Annotated in this window: 15 protein-coding genes and 1 tRNA gene; 5 read left to right on the top strand and 11 right to left on the bottom strand. The window is 39.4% G+C overall.

Annotation, left to right across the window (positions count from 1 at the left end; genetic code table 11):
• Nucleotides 1–4: 4 nt before the first annotated feature.
• The 7 genes from rnr to gap form a co-directional block, all read right to left on the bottom strand.
• Nucleotides 5–2,344 (bottom strand): ribonuclease R, encoded by a 2,340-nt coding sequence (gene rnr / locus FC73_RS03905; protein WP_010021873.1) that lies wholly within the window; start codon nucleotides 2,342–2,344, stop codon nucleotides 5–7.
• A gap of 115 nt (nucleotides 2,345–2,459) precedes the next feature.
• Entirely contained in the window at nucleotides 2,460–2,696 is a 237-nt protein-coding gene (gene secG / locus FC73_RS03900; protein WP_010021870.1) for a preprotein translocase subunit SecG, read from the bottom strand.
• 85 nt (nucleotides 2,697–2,781) lie between these two features.
• Nucleotides 2,782–3,687 (bottom strand): LPXTG cell wall anchor domain-containing protein, encoded by a 906-nt coding sequence (locus FC73_RS03895; protein ID WP_010021868.1) that lies wholly within the window; start codon nucleotides 3,685–3,687, stop codon nucleotides 2,782–2,784.
• Between the two features lie 100 nt (nucleotides 3,688–3,787).
• Nucleotides 3,788–5,107: a phosphopyruvate hydratase gene (eno, locus tag FC73_RS03890; RefSeq protein ID WP_010021867.1), complete on the bottom strand. Its 1,320-nt coding sequence runs from the start codon at nucleotides 5,105–5,107 to the stop codon at nucleotides 3,788–3,790.
• A gap of 86 nt (nucleotides 5,108–5,193) precedes the next feature.
• Nucleotides 5,194–5,961: a triose-phosphate isomerase gene (tpiA, locus tag FC73_RS03885; RefSeq protein ID WP_010021866.1), complete on the bottom strand. Its 768-nt coding sequence runs from the start codon at nucleotides 5,959–5,961 to the stop codon at nucleotides 5,194–5,196.
• A gap of 115 nt (nucleotides 5,962–6,076) precedes the next feature.
• On the bottom strand, nucleotides 6,077–7,294 hold the full coding sequence (locus FC73_RS03880; RefSeq protein ID WP_010021865.1) for a phosphoglycerate kinase: 1,218 nt from the start codon (nucleotides 7,292–7,294) through the stop codon (nucleotides 6,077–6,079).
• Nucleotides 7,295–7,384: 90 nt separating this feature from the next.
• Nucleotides 7,385–8,389: a type I glyceraldehyde-3-phosphate dehydrogenase gene (gap, locus tag FC73_RS03875; RefSeq protein WP_010021864.1), complete on the bottom strand. Its 1,005-nt coding sequence runs from the start codon at nucleotides 8,387–8,389 to the stop codon at nucleotides 7,385–7,387.
• 237 nt (nucleotides 8,390–8,626) lie between these two features.
• Between gap and FC73_RS03870 the strand changes: the two genes are divergently transcribed.
• The 4 genes from FC73_RS03870 (at nucleotide 8,627) to clpP (ending at nucleotide 12,252) form a co-directional block, all read left to right on the top strand.
• A tRNA-Arg gene (locus FC73_RS03870) sits at nucleotides 8,627–8,698 on the top strand.
• A 97-nt stretch (nucleotides 8,699–8,795) separates the two neighbouring features.
• A complete protein-coding gene (locus FC73_RS03865) occupies nucleotides 8,796–9,452 on the top strand; it encodes a helix-turn-helix domain-containing protein (RefSeq protein WP_010021863.1) in 657 nt (218 codons plus the stop codon).
• 191 nt (nucleotides 9,453–9,643) lie between these two features.
• The gene (asnB, locus tag FC73_RS03860) at nucleotides 9,644–11,560 is read left to right on the top strand and encodes an asparagine synthase (glutamine-hydrolyzing) (protein WP_010021862.1); all 1,917 of its coding nucleotides are present in this window, start codon (nucleotides 9,644–9,646) and stop codon (nucleotides 11,558–11,560) included.
• Between the two features lie 98 nt (nucleotides 11,561–11,658).
• A complete protein-coding gene (clpP, locus tag FC73_RS03855; protein WP_010021861.1) occupies nucleotides 11,659–12,252 on the top strand; it encodes an ATP-dependent Clp endopeptidase proteolytic subunit ClpP in 594 nt (197 codons plus the stop codon).
• A gap of 70 nt (nucleotides 12,253–12,322) precedes the next feature.
• On the opposite strand, the gene whiA is transcribed toward clpP, so the two are convergent.
• The 4 genes from whiA to FC73_RS03835 all read right to left on the bottom strand — a co-directional run bounded on the left by whiA (nucleotide 12,323) and on the right by FC73_RS03835 (nucleotide 16,597).
• Complete coding sequence (gene whiA, locus FC73_RS03850; protein ID WP_010021859.1) at nucleotides 12,323–13,255, bottom strand: DNA-binding protein WhiA; 933 nt, start codon at nucleotides 13,253–13,255, stop codon at nucleotides 12,323–12,325.
• Nucleotides 13,256–13,266: 11 nt separating this feature from the next.
• Nucleotides 13,267–14,274 (bottom strand): gluconeogenesis factor YvcK family protein, encoded by a 1,008-nt coding sequence (locus FC73_RS03845; RefSeq protein WP_010021857.1) that lies wholly within the window; start codon nucleotides 14,272–14,274, stop codon nucleotides 13,267–13,269.
• The gene (gene rapZ, locus FC73_RS03840) at nucleotides 14,275–15,156 is read right to left on the bottom strand and encodes an RNase adapter RapZ (protein WP_010021855.1); all 882 of its coding nucleotides are present in this window, start codon (nucleotides 15,154–15,156) and stop codon (nucleotides 14,275–14,277) included. It lies immediately after the preceding gene.
• Between the two features lie 88 nt (nucleotides 15,157–15,244).
• A complete protein-coding gene (locus FC73_RS03835; protein WP_056936293.1) occupies nucleotides 15,245–16,597 on the bottom strand; it encodes a hypothetical protein in 1,353 nt (450 codons plus the stop codon).
• A gap of 239 nt (nucleotides 16,598–16,836) precedes the next feature.
• On the opposite strand from FC73_RS03835, the gene FC73_RS03830 reads away from it, so the two are divergent.
• On the top strand, nucleotides 16,837–17,889 hold the full coding sequence (locus FC73_RS03830; RefSeq protein WP_010021853.1) for a lactonase family protein: 1,053 nt from the start codon (nucleotides 16,837–16,839) through the stop codon (nucleotides 17,887–17,889).
• Nucleotides 17,890–17,906: the final 17 nt, after the last annotated feature.

Below are 17,906 nucleotides of genomic sequence, written 5' to 3'. Positions count from 1 at the left end.
TCTCCTATTTTTTACGACTATTAGATGGTTTGGTTCTGATCTTAAATGAATGTCCCTTCTTACCGTTCTTTCTCCGATCTTGATTCTTATAACTCTGACGACGATTCTTGCCATCGGAGTGCTTTCCACTGTGATGATGTTTGTCATTTTTGTGCTCTTGCTTTGGCAAAAGTTCACTCAGTGGTGCATCTTCTGGTTTAACAATTTCAAAGTCAACGGTCATCTGATCAACGTCGGCCGCAACACATTTAACCCGTAAAGTCTGTCCGATCTTGTAGGTTCTTCGTGTGTTTCGCCCAACGAGTGCCATGTACTTTTCAACGTATTCGTAGTAATCATCGTCCATCTTACTAATGTGAATCAAACCTTCAACGGTGTTTGGTAGTTCAACGAACATCCCAAATTTCATTACTGATGATACGACGGCATCGTACTCTTCACCAATGTGTTGGGTCATGTATTCTGCCTTCATCATTGAGTCAACATCACGTTCAGTATCAACTCCACGACGTTCAGTCTCAGAACAGTGCACAGCTACTTCTCCAACTTGATCCGCGTAAGTTTGGCGGGTTTCATCGTTAATCCCATTATCTTCATAATAATGAATCAAGCGGTGAACAAACAAATCAGGGTAACGACGAATTGGTGAGGTAAAGTGGGTGTAATACTTGGCACCTAAACCAAAGTGACCCACACACTTGTCGCTGTATTTCGCCTGTTGCAAACTTCGAAGCATCATTACTGATACCATCGTTTCCTCAGGCAATCCCTTCACCTTACCTAAAATATTTTGCAAAGTCTTAGGAGTCAAGTGATCTGGATCTGCTTTAACCTCGATTCCAAAGGCGGTCAAGAATTCAAAGAAATCCTTAACCCGAGTTGGATCTGGGGTTTCATGGACACGATAAATGAACGGAACCTTAAGCTTATAATATGTTTCGGCAACCGTTTCATTGGCGGCTAACATGAATGATTCAATCATTCTTTCAGCCAAACCTCTGGTTCTCAGTTTAATGTCAACTGGCTTACCTTCCTTGTTCATGATAATTTCTGCTTCATCATCATCAAAGTCGATTGCACCGCGACGTTTTCTTTGTTTGTATAAAATGCGGTGTAGTTCAGCCATGGTTTCAAACATTGGTACTAAATCATGGTATTCTTCCCGAGTTTTCTTGTCTTTTGATTCAAGAATGTTATTAACGGCAGTGTATGTCATTCGAGCTTTTGACTTCATCACACTAGGATGAATTCGCTTCTTAATCACTTTACCCTGTTGGTTAATTTCCATATCACAACTCAAGCACAAACGAAGTTGTCCTTCATTAAGGGAACAGATTCCGTTTGATAAACGACGCGGTAACATTGGAATAACACGATCGGTTAAGTACACTGACGTTCCACGCTTATACGCTTCACGATCTAAGAGAGTTCCCTGCTTAACGTAGTGACTAACATCAGCAATGTGAACCCCTAAATGATAGTTTCCGTTTGGCAACTTCCATGCGGTAACGGCATCATCTAAGTCTTTTGATGATTCACCATCAATGGTGACTAAGTCTTGATCAGTGATATCTTCCCGGCCTTTGGTTTCCTCTGGTAGAACATGATCTGGAATGGCATCAGCTTCTTCCAAAACATCTTCAGGAAATTGGGATGGAACGTCATGGGCATAAACTACCTGAAGGATATCAATCCCAGGATCGTCAACACTTCCGATAACCTGCTTAACGATTCCAACCATGTAATCAGGATGTTCGTTACTAGGATACTCAGTGATATCGGCAGTAACCACTTCTCCTGGGGTTGGATGAAGTCCAGCATCAACAACGTAAAATTTGAGACCTGAGAGCTTCTTATCCTTTAAAATAACCTGACCTAAGTAGCCATGGTCATCGTCAGTCTGACGAAATTCTCCTACCACATGAGTATAGTGGTGTTCCAGAATATTAACCACTTTAGCTTGCGGTCCACGATCAGAATCTTTTTCCCCTGGCTTAGTGATCTGAATCTCAACCTTATCCAAGTTCATCGCATGCATGGTCTCATCTGGTGCAATAAATGCATCGGGTAACTCATCATCATATCTTACAAATCCAAAACCCTTAGGGTTAGAATGAAAAATTCCTTCTAACTTTAATTCACTAGGATTAATTTTAAAATCACCGTTCCCAGTTACCACTACGGCACGGTCACGCTCCAGGGCAGCAAGCTCTGAAACAATTAACTTGAAAGCTGATGATCCATGGTAATTCAAGTCATCAGCTAATTTTTCAACACTATAACTTTGATCAGGATGTGATTGTAACTCCTGCTCAATTTCATTTTTTAACTTATTATCTTGCAATATATTTTCCTCTACAATCCAATTGACTTATAGTCAATTATAAATCTCATTCTTTAATAAACGCTAGTAATCCGCTTTAAATACAAAAACCCCCTGCTTAACAGGAGGTTTTTTATTAATGTGATGAAATCCACATCAGAATTAATGCAATACCAAAGAACAAAATTCCTAGTACCACAGTCACTTTTTGCATAAATGCCTCAAAGCCCCTAGGCTTGGACTCAGAGGAAGAATCGTTCGCACCACCAGAGAGTGATGACATTGCATCATTATTCTTAGAAGGTTGCATTAAAACTGCACCAATAATGAGGATACTAACGATCCATAATAATATCATCAAAAGATTATTCAAAAAAATGCCTCCTACCCATTAGCTAAACAGGCTTATCAATACTTTAATTAGTTTAGCATAAATGTGGAGTTATTTCTAGTCCATCCTATTTTCCGGTCCGATTGATTCTAATGAACCAAACTGAACTAACTAATAAGAGTACTACCCCAATCAATGATAAGAACCAACTACTTTTTTCACCCGTTCGAGGTAAACTCCGGGAGTGACGACGCCCAGTGGTAATTTTATTATTTTTAAAAGTAGGTTGGGTTCGGTGATTTGCGTTATTCGTAACCCGATGATCATAAATTTCTGGCCAACTAGTTGTGGGCTTTCTCAAATGATGATTGAAGTGATCATCAGAAACTTGGTTATTGTTATGATTTATCATCCCATCTGTAGAACGAGTATGATCTGTAGGCTTCGGCAAGACTAAACGATCTTTGGAAGGTTGCTTTTTCGAAGGCTTCTTGATCTTTTCTTCACTTTCAGAATTGTGATCCCCTTTAGTAGGTTTTAATGGAATATGATGATCTTCGTTATTCCCCTTCCCATGGTTCTCATCATGATGGTGGGTTGGTTTATCCGGAATGGGTACGACCGTAGTATGCTTTTTCTCATCATGATTAGGAATTGGCTTTGGTTCTGGCTTATTATCACTAGGAACAGGTGTAATTGGCACTGGTGGTGTTGGAATTGGATCAGGAATTTTTTCATCTTTATTGTAATTAAAGACCACCACATCCCTCCCAATATAGATTGGTGCAATACTTGTGTCTAAATGGAACCCAGGAATGATCGGAGCCTTGATGTCAGCTCGATTCTTAACGTTCACCTTTGCAATATCAAAGGCGTAGGATGAATCCTTTACTCCATCCTGATTAATCCAATGCTTGTGAGCGGTAATGGTATACTCACTTGCTTTCGTAATTGGTGCAAGAAAACTCATTGACAAACCAACGGTAGCAACAATTAATGCTAAAAACAGTGGAAACTTTTTTGTGATATTCATATTTCTCCTCCTCTTTCTGTAATTAGATACGCAGGAGGATTCGAAACTTATGAATTTATGTATAAAAAAACACCTTCATAACGAAGGTGTTTTAATTTTATTATTTTTTAATGATTGCTTCCTTAGCTTCTGGGCTCAAGTTGTAGAATGAGTTAATTCCCTTGTACACAGCAACTAATCCTAATTGATCTTCAATTCTCATCAATTGATTGTACTTAGCAATTCTTTCACCACGGCTCATTGAACCAGTCTTGATTTGGCCAGTGTTTAAAGCAACAACTAAGTCTGAAATAGTGGTATCTTCAGTTTCACCAGAACGGTGAGAAATAATTGCAGTGTAACTAGCTTCCTTAGCCATGTTAACGGCATTAACAGTTTCAGTTAAAGTACCGATTTGGTTAAGTTTGATCAAGATTGAGTTAGCAACGTTCATCTTGATACCCTTTGATAAGTATTCAGTGTTAGTAACGAACAAATCATCACCAACAACTTGAACTTTCTTACCTAAGCGTTTAGTAGCCATTTGCCAATCTTCCCATTCGTTTTCATCCAATGGGTCTTCGATTGAAATGATTGGGTACTTGTCAACGATTTCATCAAGTAAAGTGATAAATTCGTCAGCAGTGTATGACTTACCGTCACCAACCAAGTTGTACTTCTTAGTGTCAGCGTTGTAAAATTCTGAAGCCGCACAGTCAAAGGCAATTGAAATGTCCTTACCAGGCTTGTATCCAGCACGTTTAATAGCTTCAACTAAGATTTCAAATGGCTCTTCGTTATTCTTCAAATCAGGTGCAAATCCACCTTCATCACCAACAGCGGTTGAGTATCCACGTTCTGCCAAGATAGCCTTTAAGTTATGGAAAGTTTCTGATCCCATCCGAACGGCTTCTCTAAATGTTTTTGCACCAATTGGCATAATCATGAATTCTTGGAAATCAACCTTGTTGTTAGCATGCTTACCACCATTGATAACGTTCATCATTGGAGTTGGAAGAACATGTGCATCGAAACCACCTAAGTAGTTATACAATGGAACACCAAGTTCGTCGGCTGCAGCTCTAGCAGCAGCAATTGAAACAGACAAGATTGCGTTAGCACCTAACTTAGCTTTGTTAGGAGTACCATCAAGCTTGATCATAGCTTGGTCAATACCTAATTGATCAGTTACATCAAAACCAACGATTTTTTTTGCAATGATGTTGTTAACGTTGCTAACAGCTTTAGTAACACCTTTGCCCATATATCTATTTTTGTCTCCGTCACGAAGTTCAACAGCTTCGTGTTCACCGGTTGAGGCACCTGATGGGACGATTCCACGGCCCATTGCACCGTCTTCTGTGTAAACTTCAGCTTCAACAGTTGGATTACCACGTGAATCCAACACTTCGCGAGCATAAATATCAGAAATAATTGACATGTTATCTCTCCTTAGTGAATTTGTTACCTATATTTAAAGGTCAACTTAATTCTATTAGTTTAGGCCTTAAGTTGCAATCATAATAACTATTTATTTTGTAAATCTTGGTAATTTGCTAGCTCTAAAAATTCCTTAGATTTGAGACTGCTCTTTCCGGCTAAAATGCCATCAATATCAATCTGTTTCATCAAAGCAACGATGTTATCAGGATCAACGCTACCACCGTACAAAATTCTGATCTGATTAGCAACATCATCCGAATAGATGTCAGCCAAAGTTTGTCTGATTAAATAACATCCTTCTTCAGCTTCAGTAGTTGACGCACTGTGGCCTGTTCCGATAGCCCAGCTTGGTTCGTAAGCAATGACAACCTTTAGGGCGTCCTTTTCAGAAACACCCTTTAACCCAGCCGTCACTTGGTTAACAACCCAGTGAATTCGATCACCGGTTTCAAGCCGACCCATTGTCTCGTCACAACAGAGAATGGGACGCATTCCGTTGCTTAGAACCGCATGAACCTTCTTATTGATAATATCGTTGGTTTCATTAAAATAACGACGTCTCTCAGAATGTCCTACAATGACGTACGGGATTCCCATCTGACTGAGTGCTTTGGGACTTACTTCCCCCGTATAAGCACCTTCATTTTTGTAAAAACAATTTTCGGCTGTGACATGCAATGGACTAGGTCCATTGGCTTTAAGCATTGATTCAAGAAACAATGGTGAAGCTGCTAAAGCAGTCTCAACGTTCTTAGGATCTGGTAACTTATCTTTAATATCGATTACAAATTGAACCGCTTCATCTAAAGACAAGTTCATTTTCCAGTTCCCACCAATAAAAGGAATACGCATGATACTTCTCCTTTCGTAATTCATCTTTATCTACATTTTAGCCGAAAGAGAAGCAATAAGCTAGAAAATTGACATAGACAAAAAAAGTCATCGAATAAATCGATGACTTTTTAAATTACTTTTTATCTGAAATTGATGCAATCCCTGGAAGTGTCTTACCTTCAAGGTATTCAAGTGAAGCTCCACCACCGGTTGAAATATGGGTTAACTTATCAGCAACACCCAATTCTTTAACAGCAGCAGTTGAATCGCCACCACCAACAATGGTAGTAGCATCCTTCAAAGTACCTAAGAATTCACCAATTGCCAAGGTTCCCTTAGCAAACTTAGGAAATTCAAAGACACCCATTGGTCCATTCCAAACGACCGTTTTAGCGTCTTTTAGAACGTCTTCAAATAATTTAATACTCTTAGGTCCAATATCAAGACCCATCATGCCATCAGGAATTCCACCATCAACGACTTCAGCTTTAGCATCATTTGAGAACTTATCAGCTACAACTGAGTCAACGGGTAGGACGATTTTATCGCCAGCCTTTTTAAGGATATCTTTGGCAACATCAATCTTGTCTTTTTCAACAAGTGAGTTACCAGTAGGAATGCCCTTAGCAGCATAGAAAGTATAAGTCATTCCACCACCAATGATGATCTTGTCGGCTTTATCTAATAAGTGGTCAATAACACCAATCTTATCAGAAACTTTAGCACCACCAAGAATTGCGATGAATGGATGCTTAGGATTATCAACAGCGTTACCTAAGAACTTGATTTCCTTTTCCATCAAGTATCCGGCAGCAACTGGCTTCCCTGCTTTTTCCATTGCCTTGGCAATACCAACGTTTGAAGCATGTTCTCTATGAGCAGTTCCGAACGCATCATTAATGAATTCATCACCAAGTGAAGCCCAGTATTCACCTAACTTAGGATCATTACCAGATTCACGTTTAACGTTTTCACCATTTACAACGTCTTCATAACGAGTATTTTGTACCAAAAGGACTTGGCCATCTGACATATTGTCAATAGCTTCTTCAAGTTGTGGACCTTCAGTAACAGGAACAAAGGTAACTGGTTTGCCAAGCAACTCAGCTAGCTTTTCTGCGACTGGACGAAGTGACAAACCTGGTTTGTCGTCTTCTTTTTTAATTCGGCCTAAGTGAGAGAACAGAATTGCCTTACCCCCATGATCAATTACGTACTTGATTGTAGGAAGTGCAGCAACAATTCGGTTATCATCACCAATTTTACCGTCCTTAACCGGAACGTTAAAATCGACTCTAATTAGAACTTTTTTGCCTTGAACATCTAAATCGTCAACGATTACTTTTGCCATCGTGATTGCCTCCAATGTTTAATTATATTTTATAAAGGAAAAGACGGAAGAGATTTCCCTCCTCCGCCTTTTCAAAGTTGCAATCTAAAATTATAGAGTAGCAAATTTCAACAAGGTACGAACCATGTTGCAAGTGAAGCCCCATTCGTTATCGTACCAAGCAACAGTCTTAACTAATTGTGTGTCACCACTTTGGGTGATTTCAGTTTGACCTGGATCAAATACTGACCCGTGTGAGTCTCCGATAACATCAGTTGAAACCATGTAATCGTTAGCGTAACCAAAGGCATCGTTAACATGGCTCTTCATAGCATCGTTAACTTCTTCAGCAGTAACGTTCTTGTCTAAGATAGCTACTAATTCAGTTAATGAACCATCAGCTACGGCAACACGTTGTGCGTGACCTTTAAGGACACCATCAAGTTCAGGGATAACCAAACCGATAGCTTTAGCAGCACCACTTGAGTGAGGTACAGTGTTAATAGCAGCGGCACGGTTATTTTGTAACTTAGCACTACGTGGGCCATCTTGAAGTGCTTGTGAAGCAGTGTAAGCATGAACAGTAGTCATAGTACCTAACTTAACGCCGAAGTCTTTGTTCAACCAGTAAGCCATAGGTGCTAAACAACTAGTGGTACATGAACCAGCAGAAACAATCTTGTCTTCTGAAGTTAAGTCGTCCATGTTAACACCAGGAACAACAGTAGTCATTTGACCAGCAGGAGCTGAAATCAAGACACGCTTTGCACCGGCATCAAGATGAGCTTGTGCCTTTTCTTTTGATGTGTAGAAACCGGTACATTCAAGTACGAAGTCAACACCATCATTCTTAACCCAAGGAATGTTCTTTGCGTCACGTTCTGCATAAACTGGGATACGAGTACCATTAACGATAATTGCATCTTCAGTAGCTGAAACGTCACCGTCAAAACGACCATGAACTGAGTCATATTTTAGTAGGTAAGCTAACATTGAAGGGGTAGTTAAATCATTAATTGCTACGACTTCGATATCACTTGAATTTAATTCAAGGATACGTCTGAATGCTAGACGACCAATTCTTCCGAAACCATTAAGACCAATTTTTGTAGTCATAATATGCTTCCTCCTTTTGGAATAATCAAATTTTAATACATTCACATCTTAACACTTTTGCCAAATCATGTCAGTGATTAAAAACACCAAACGACAAGCCGCAAGCGATAAAATTGTGACAATGAATTCGAAATTCATCACCAGAGATAGTATAGCAAAAACTAACCCGATTTGTAATTAAAAAACCATTATTATCTTGAGTTTTTTCCTCTAATCTACTATATTTAAGAATGTACTGCGCGTGTAGTGTAATGGATAGCACGTAAGATTCCGGTTCTTAAGATGACGGTTCGATTCCGTCCATGCGCATAAAAGCAGTGAGAGATTAACCCTCACTGCTTTTAATTTCGCTCAATTTGCCAGTATAATAGAAGAAAATTGATACTAGTCTAGTAAGGAAACCAGCATGAAATTAAACGAAAAACTAAAAAAATATCGAAATCAAAATAACCTTACCCAAGCCGAAGTGGCCCAAAAACTCAACGTGTCTCGCAAGACCATTTCAGCATGGGAAAATGGTCGAAGCAGGCCTGATCAAGATGCCATCACAGCGTTAGCGAATCTCTATGACATCTCAACTAATGAACTAATCGGATCCAAACCCAAGGGTTCATCACAATCAAAATTAACATTTAGACAGAAAATGATCCGAATCAAACGTTACGGCTACATTTCCAAATACGCCTACTTCTTTGAGCTAGTTTTACTAGTAATTGGGGTAGTCTTATTCATTTTGCCGTTTAATCTCCATGACCTATGGTTAATCCCCCTCTTCGTAATTGATCTTTGTGTCATCATCCTTTACGAAAAGAATTGGAAAACCATCACAGATGACAAGCCATTGATGAAAAAAATCGAAATTTTATCACCCATTCTATGGCTAGTTATTTTTCTGATTGGCTGCATTATTAACCTTGACGCCATGCTTAGTCATGATTTAATGATGAAAATTGGAACCATTATTGGTATAATTATGTTTTCATTAACACTAAGTGTTGGCTTGATTTTAGGAATTTTATTCCCACTTAAGCGAATGACGGTCAAACGGTCGTCTAAGAATTAGTTAGACAATTACATCATGAAAATGCTGATATCAAAGCAATGTAACCCGTGATGTAACCCTTAAATAGACATAATTATTAATATTTTGTTTAGACTAGCCATGCTTAGCTAGCCTTTTGTGTGTGAACAACTTAAGATAGTTATTGAAGTTAATGCAGAAGTAAGTAAGCAATTTAAAAAGGAGAAGATACTATGTGTGGATTTACTGGTTATATTAACCAAGATAATATCCCAAAGGATACTATCAAAAATATGGCTCAAAGAATTAAACATCGTGGTCCAGATGATGATGGATTCTTCCAAAACGAAGATGTCTCGATGGGATTTCGGCGTTTATCAATTATTGACCTTGCCAACGGTCATCAACCAATGTTTGGTGACAATGACACCGACGTCTTAACATTTAATGGTGAAATTTATAATTACAAAGATTTACAAAAAGAACTAATTGAAGCTGGCCAGGAATTCGATACTGATTGTGATTCAGAGGTTTTAATTCGTGGATACGAAGCATGGGGTCCTAAGAAGTTACTTTCTAAACTCCGTGGAATGTTCGCGTTTGCCATCTATGATTCCAAAAAGCATCAGGTGTTCGGTGCTAGAGATCACTTTGGGATTAAACCAATGTATTACTATGATGATGGTAAGAACTTTATGTGGGGATCAGAAATCAAGGCCTTTTTGGCTAACCCAAATTTCAAAAAAGAAATTAACACGAAACTGCTCCCGGTTCATCTTAGTTTTGAATTCATCCCCTCAGCAGAAACAATGTTCAAGAATGTCTACAAGGTTATGCCAGGACAGTACTTCATCTATAAAGATGGAAAAACTACCACTGACACATTCTACAAATACAATTACGATCACATTGATGACTCTCAAACCATCGATAGTGACGCTAAAAAAATCGAAGGACTCGTTGATGACAGTGTTAAAGTCCACATGGCTTCCGATGTTCCATTAGGTAGTTTTCTATCAAGTGGAGTTGACTCCAGTTACGTTTTAAACGAAGCTGCTAAAATCAAACCGATGCAATCCTTCTCACTTGGTTTTAACGGTTCTAAGTACAGTGAATTAAGCTGGTCAACTAAATTTGCTAAGGAAATTGGGCAGAAAAATACCGCTACCACCATTGATGGCGATGATTACTTTGATTTTCTTCCTACCATGATGTACTACATGGACGAACCTCTATCAAACCCATCTGCACCACAACTTTACTACTTATCACACAGTGCACGAAAAGACCTCATTGTGTCACTCTCTGGTGAAGGTGCCGATGAATTCTTCGGTGGTTACAATACCTACCTAGAAGCCTTCACTTTTGAGAAATATCAAAAAATGGTTCCTAAGTTTGTAAGAACAGCTCTCGGTAAGATGGCTTCAATGTTCCCACGTTTCCACGGACGTCGCTTCTTAATGCGTGGTGCCGAACCACTTTACGAACGTTACTACCGGGTTAACTATGTCTTTGATCAACATGATCGTGATCGTGTCTTAAAGGATAAGTCACTTAACTTTGATACTGGTGAGTACACTAAACACATCTTTGACGAAGTTGCTGGCAAAGATGAAGTAACCCAAGAACAATACTTTGACATTAATACCTGGTTACCATTTGATATCTTGCATAAAGCCGATCGTATGAGTATGGCTAACAGCCTTGAAGTTCGTACCCCACTAGTTGATAAGGAAGTTGCCGCCTTTGCACAAACAATGCCAACTAAGACGCGAATCACCTTTGATAAGGATGGTAATCCAATTACCAAAGCAGCATTTAGAAAAGCTGCTGCCTCACAAGTTCCAAAGGTGGTCGCTGATAAAGAAAAGCTTGGTTTCCCATCACCAATCGCTCAATGGATCAAGGAACCTAAATATCATGATCGAATTGAGAAAGCTTTTCACTCTGATATCGCTAAAAAATTCTTCAACGTGGACGAATTAGACTACATTCTAAAAGAACACATGGAAGGTAAGTCCAGTATGCAGAAGATCTTTACCATCTACACTTTCATTCTTTGGTATGGTGTTTACTTCCCAGAAGACACCAACATGAACTACAATAAAGAAGTTGATTTACACAAATACTCACGTGAATCGATCGCTTAATTATCATCAAGCAAAGTCTTTGACCTTTATTGACCTTTAATGTAGAATGACTTTTATAACTTGATATAATTTAAAATTATCAAAGGAGGAGTATGGATATGAATTTAGTTCCAACTGTCATTGAAAACTCACCACAAGGTGAACGTGCATATGACATCTACTCACGTCTTCTAAAAGACCGAATCATTATGTTATCCGGTGAAATTCAGGATGATATGGCTAACGCAGTTATCGCTCAACTATTGTTCTTGGATGCCCAAGACTCTGACAAAGATATCTACTTGTACATCAACTCACCCGGTGGTGTGATCACTTCAGGAATGGCCATCTACGATACGATGAACTTCATCCACGCAGATGTTCAAACCATCGTTATGGGAATGGCTGCATCAATGGCCAGTGTCTTGGCTTCATCTGGTGCTAAGGGTAAGCGTTTTGCATTACCACATTCTCAAATCATGATTCACCAACCATCTGGTGGTGCTCAAGGTCAACAAACTGAAATTGAAATTGCTGCCAAAGAAATTTTACGAGCACGTAAGATGATTAATGAATTACTTGCTGAAAACTCCGGTCAACCACTTGAACGAGTTAACCGTGATACTGAGCGAGATAATTACCTTACTGCTGATGAAGCAGTTGATTATGGTTTGATTGATGGCATCATGAAGAACAGTTCTGACAAAAAATAATTAAATATTATTTCATAATAAAAGCAGCATTTAGAATTATTCTAAATACTGCTTTTTTGTTGTTTTATTATCATTCATTTGACCGCAATTCCGTCGCAAATTCATTAATCTTACGTAAACGGTGATTGACTCCTGACTTAGAAATCGGACCATTTGGCACCAGATCGCCTAGTTCCTTTAAACTAACCTCCTGGTGCTTCATCCGAACTTCTGCTACATCGCGCAATTTTGGTGGTAATTTCTTTAATCCCACCGTATCCTTAATAAACCGAATGTTCTCAATTTGTTTGGTAGAAGCATTGGCCACTTTATTCATGTTGGCGTTCTCACAGTTCACCAACCGATTCACGGAATTACGCATGTCCCGTACAATCCGAATATCTTCAAACTTCAGCATGGAGTTCGTGGCTCCAATCAACTGAAGAAAATCAGCAATCTTTTCGGCTTCCTTTAAGTATGCGATACAACCGCTCCGTCTGGTAGTGGTTTTAGCCCCCAAATGGTAGTGGTTCATCATTTCCGCAATCATTTCATTGTGATCTTCGTACGTAGAATAAATCTCCAAGTGATACCGAGACGTTTCGGGATTATTAACGGACCCGCCCGCCAAAAAGGCGCCACGCAAATAAGAACGCACCTGTCCGTCATCCTTCAGAAGCTCCATTGGAACCCGTTCAATGATTTTATTGCCGTCCAAAATTCCAAGATCATCCAAGATTTCACGCACATGATGATTTAGTCGCACAACGTAAAGATTGTTCTTTTTCAGCTTCATCTTTTTTCTTACTAAGACTTTTCCCTCCACGTGATAAAACTGAAGTAAAAGTCGATACAATCGTCTGGCGATTGCGGGATTCTCAGATTGCATATCCAGTACGAATCGTTTTTCGTATATTTTAAGTGTTCCATTCATTCTAATCAAAGCCATCAATTCAGCCTTGGCGTTGGCTCGATGAACTTCTAGATTAGTTAATTCTTTTTTGACGTCACTAGCATATGACATCTCATCATCCCCTAATGACGAATTTTAGGTTGTCCTAATAAGCGAATCAGTTCATCTGAAACTAGTGGGCCATTATGAAAAGCCCCATGATCCAGTAATTCAAGAAAATCAGAGGAAATGACGCGACACCCCTGTTCTTTTAAACCCTTAAAATCTGATTTAACTGGTTGAGCTTCATCACCCCAACGTTGATGATCAACGTAACTAGCGGGCACTTTCTTATTATTAACTAAAACGGTGTCAATAAAATTAGTTTTCAGATGACGGTTCAAGACCCGAACGTGGTCGGCATCGGTAAAATTATCAGTTTCACCCTTTTGGGTCATAATATTACAAATATAGACCACTTCGGCATCAGTCTCGGTAACAGCCTTACCAACATTATCAACCATTAAGTTAGGCAGGATGCTGGTAAATAAACTTCCTGGGCCTAACACAATTTGATCAGCATCCATAATAGCGTTAATCACACTTGGAACCGCTTCTGGCTTCTTATTCCCATCAGTTGGCTCAACCCAAACTCTTCGAATCATTTTATCAGAATTAGTGATCTCTGATTCACCAGACATAGTTGTGCCATCAGCGAATTCAGCATGTAGTTCCAGACTCTCATCACACACCGGATAAACATGACCATCAACTTTCATAATGTCAGTTAACTTTTGAATGGCATCAAAAAAGCCTCCACTCATTTCCGAGAGTGCAGCAATTATTAAATTACCAATGGCATGACCGGCAAGAAACTTGTCAGACGATTCAAAGCGATACTGGAAAATATCTAAATCAATCTGTGGCAACGTCGAAAGCGCCGCCAAGACGTTTCGAATGTCTCCCGGCGGTAGTACATTGATATAGTTTCTAAGGATGCCAGATGATCCACCATCGTCAGCGACCGTGACCACTGCAGTGATATCAACATCACGTTTTTTTAAACTCTTTAAAATTACAGGTAATCCGGTTCCCCCACCAATGACAACCATCTTCGGGCGACCGATTCTTTTACCTACTTTGTCAATCATTTACTTAACCCCTTTGTGGCGGTTAATGTCTCTATGTGTGACATTAACGGGATACCCAAGTTGATCCTTGATATCCTTAGCTAATCGCTCAACCATTGCAACCGAACGATGTTGACCGCCAGTACAACCAATTGCCATTGTGACAGTTGATTTTCCTTCTTTTTTAAATTTAGGTAACGTAAACTTAACGAGGTTAAAGACTTTTTTGTAAAATTCATTTGCTTCATCCTGGTTCATGACGTAATCATAAACGTCTTGATCTTTCCCAGTCTTACTTCTCAATTTAACTACATAAAAGGGATTCTTCAAAAAACGCACGTCTAAAATAATATCAGCATCGATTGGAAGTCCATACTTGAACCCGAATGACATTAACTCAACGTGAAATGGTTCCGAATGAGATAATTCAAACTTATGAATAATTTCCTCACGGAGCTCTTGCGGTGTCAAATCACTAGTATTAATGACCAGATCAGCCGAATCTTTAACCCTTTTCATTAGTTTCCGTTCTTTTTCAATTCCGTCAACAACCCGTCCGTTTCGTGCTAATGGATGGGTCCGACGGCTTTCTTTATATCTAGATACTAATTTTTCATCAGAGGCATCGAGGAAGATTACCTGATCCTCAGTGTCTTTATCATTGGCCATTTCAACTAAAGTATCAACAATTTCACGATACGAAGCTGGTGCTCTTAAATCAATTACTAAAGCCACTTTCTTGATTTCACTAGATGTATGAACTAGTTCCATGAATTTTGGAATCAGAGCCGGTGGAATGTTATCCACACAAAAATATCCTAAATCCTCACATGTCTGCATCGCAAGTGTCTTACCCGCTCCACTCATACCCGTAATAATCACAAACTGTTCGTTGTCTGCCATTTTTGATGCCTCCAAACTCTTCCCAGTATAACATACCGGGTGTGTCATTTATATAGCTAACCTTTGATTCCAAAAAAGGGATTAATGACTACCCATTAATCCCTTCCTGTTTTTCAATGTACTGATTCACCGCATCTGGATTGATTCCCGGAAAAGCTTCGGCAACGCTTTGATTTGCATACTGTTGCTTTAGTTGCTTTCCCCGTTGAATTCCAAAATCCATCAATGAATTCTGTTTTTTAAATTTAATTAGTTGAGCGGCTGGGGTCAAATTAGGATCAATTAATTTTTTGGTGGCAGCTGCAAGGGCTTCCTCTAACTCCACTTTTAAACTATCTGGAGCGTACTGAACCAAACGATTAATGCGCTTCATGATCACACTGGCTTGTTGCTTTAAATTGGTCGGTAAATGGTCAGTAGGATGTTGCAAAGCAACCTGATTATTTTGTGCTTTAGCTTCATCCAATTGCTCATCATTCCACTCTTGGGGATTAATAATGGCATCTACAATTAAGAGGTGGATTAAATCCAAGGTCTTTAAATCGATTTCCAAAAAATCAAATGGATCTAAATCTAGGGTTCGTAGTTCAAGGTAATCAAACCCCTTTGCTTGAACTGAATTAATTCCATCTTTTGCCTTTAACCTCACTGGACCATAAAACTCACTTTCAGAAAATAACTTATGCGAATTCACTTCATGTTGCAGATCATTCACATATTCACTTAAACTGCCATAGGAGACGTGAATCTCTTTAGAATTTTCATAACCATACTTACTGGATCGCAAGGAACGGACTGGGACAACTTGTTGCTCCACCCCGAATAATTGATCATCCGAGTTTTCTGATAGTGGTGTAGCTCCAAATAGATACGTAATTAACCAACGTTCACCAACTAATTGTTGGGCAATTTGAAACAAAAGTTCCGTTTGTGCCCGTTTTTTTCTCTTAATATGATGATTACTTTGAAAAATCGCAATTATTTGATCGCTTGGTGAATAATTAAAGTGAATTCCACACATGATTTGCCGAAAAATCCCGTAACGCTTTACTAGCCACTTGCGATAATCGGCCATCCAAAAGCGCTTAAACGTGTTCCTAACAAAATCAACATCATCTTCATTTAGTTTAGGTGGCATCGACATCGGCCAAATAATCTCATTTGGTTTGAGGGTTCCATGCAAAATTGATTGAAGGGAACGCATCTGCTCCAACACACCTTTCATGGTTGCGTGTTTATCGGTAACCAGTTCCTCCATACTCTCAGCAAAATCAGTCTGAAAGTGAGTCTTCTTCCCCTGTCGATCACCCAATTCCTTTTGATGCGGGAAGCGGGAGAGACTATTACGACTGAGATCAACCCGATTTTCTTCGATCTCGATGCCAAACAAACCAGCGAACAGTTCGTTTGATGAACTTGCAAGTTCTACTTTGCTTCTCATTTTCATCCCTCCAAACGCTTTGATTAATTTCACTTTGAATCAATTAGTGAAATTTCCAACAGTTTACACCGTTCAGCTTTCACGTCAATAGAATTTGGTTAATTAATTGAGTAATCGCCCACAATTTTATGATTCATTCCTAAAAGCTTAAATTTACCCAAATAAAGTCAAATTTAAACTGCAAAACAGAGACATTTGTGGCATAATGAAACCGTATACATTAGGAGGGATTTGAGACCATGATTGAAAAATTTTTAATTGGAACTTACACCATTAATGCAAGTCAAGGAATCTATCAAATTGAATTAGATACCGACAAGAAACAGCTGCAAAACACCCAACTAGTAGCGGAAATTGGAAGCCCTACATACCTCGCAGAGTCAAAGGCCCACAAGATCTACTCAGTTGACAGAAACATGGAAGAACCTGAACTACGAGGAGGAGTAGCTACGTTCGATGGCAAGACCATTCCCGCCAAGGAAATGCAAGAATGCATCGAGAAGGGAACTTCAGCTGCCTTTGTTTCCATCGACGAAAGACGACAGTTTGTTTTCACTGCCAATTACCACATGGGGCACGCCAGTGTTTACAAGATTCAATCAGATGGCACACTCAAACTAACTGATCGTGCTCATGACAACGGAATCCCTGGTCCACTTCCAGAACAAGCTGACGGACCACACCCTCACTACGCTAACCTTACCCCAGATGACCGGTTAGTTGTCTGTGACTTGGGACTTGATCGAGTTTACCTTTATGATGTTTCCGATCAAGGTAAGTTAAGCCTTGTCAGTGAAATCAATACCCATCCTGGCTTTGGACCACGAAACATTACTTTCGTGCCCGGAACTGGAAAGGGTTACCTAGTTGGCGAATTAAGCAGTAAAGTGGCCGTAATTGACTATAACGAAGAAGCCGGCTTATTCACAATTCAACAAATTATTTCCACCATTCCTGACGACTGGGAAAGCCACAACGGAGCAGCCGGAATTAAGGTTTCTAAAGACAAACGCTTTGTCTACGTCTCCAACCGTGGAAATGATTCAATTGCAGTCTTTAAGATCAAACCAAACGGTGACTTAAGACGGATTCAATTGATCTCAAGCGAAGGTGAATTCCCTCGAGACTTCAACTTCAGTGAAGACGAATCCATGTTCATCGTTACTAACCAAAATAGTGATAATGCCAGTCTTTATTCTCGTGATGCCGAGACCGGAAAGCTCACTTTAATTCAAAAAGACTTCCAAGTTCCTGAAGGGACTTGTGTCGTTAGACGAGAAAATATCGACTAATAATTGATTTAGTATCA

Origin of the sequence: Fructilactobacillus fructivorans (genome assembly GCF_001434095.1) — a bacterium.
GTDB classification, from domain to species: domain Bacteria; phylum Bacillota; class Bacilli; order Lactobacillales; family Lactobacillaceae; genus Fructilactobacillus; species Fructilactobacillus fructivorans.
Note: the sequence above shows the minus strand (reverse complement) of the source record. Positions and strands in the feature narration are given on the sequence as shown.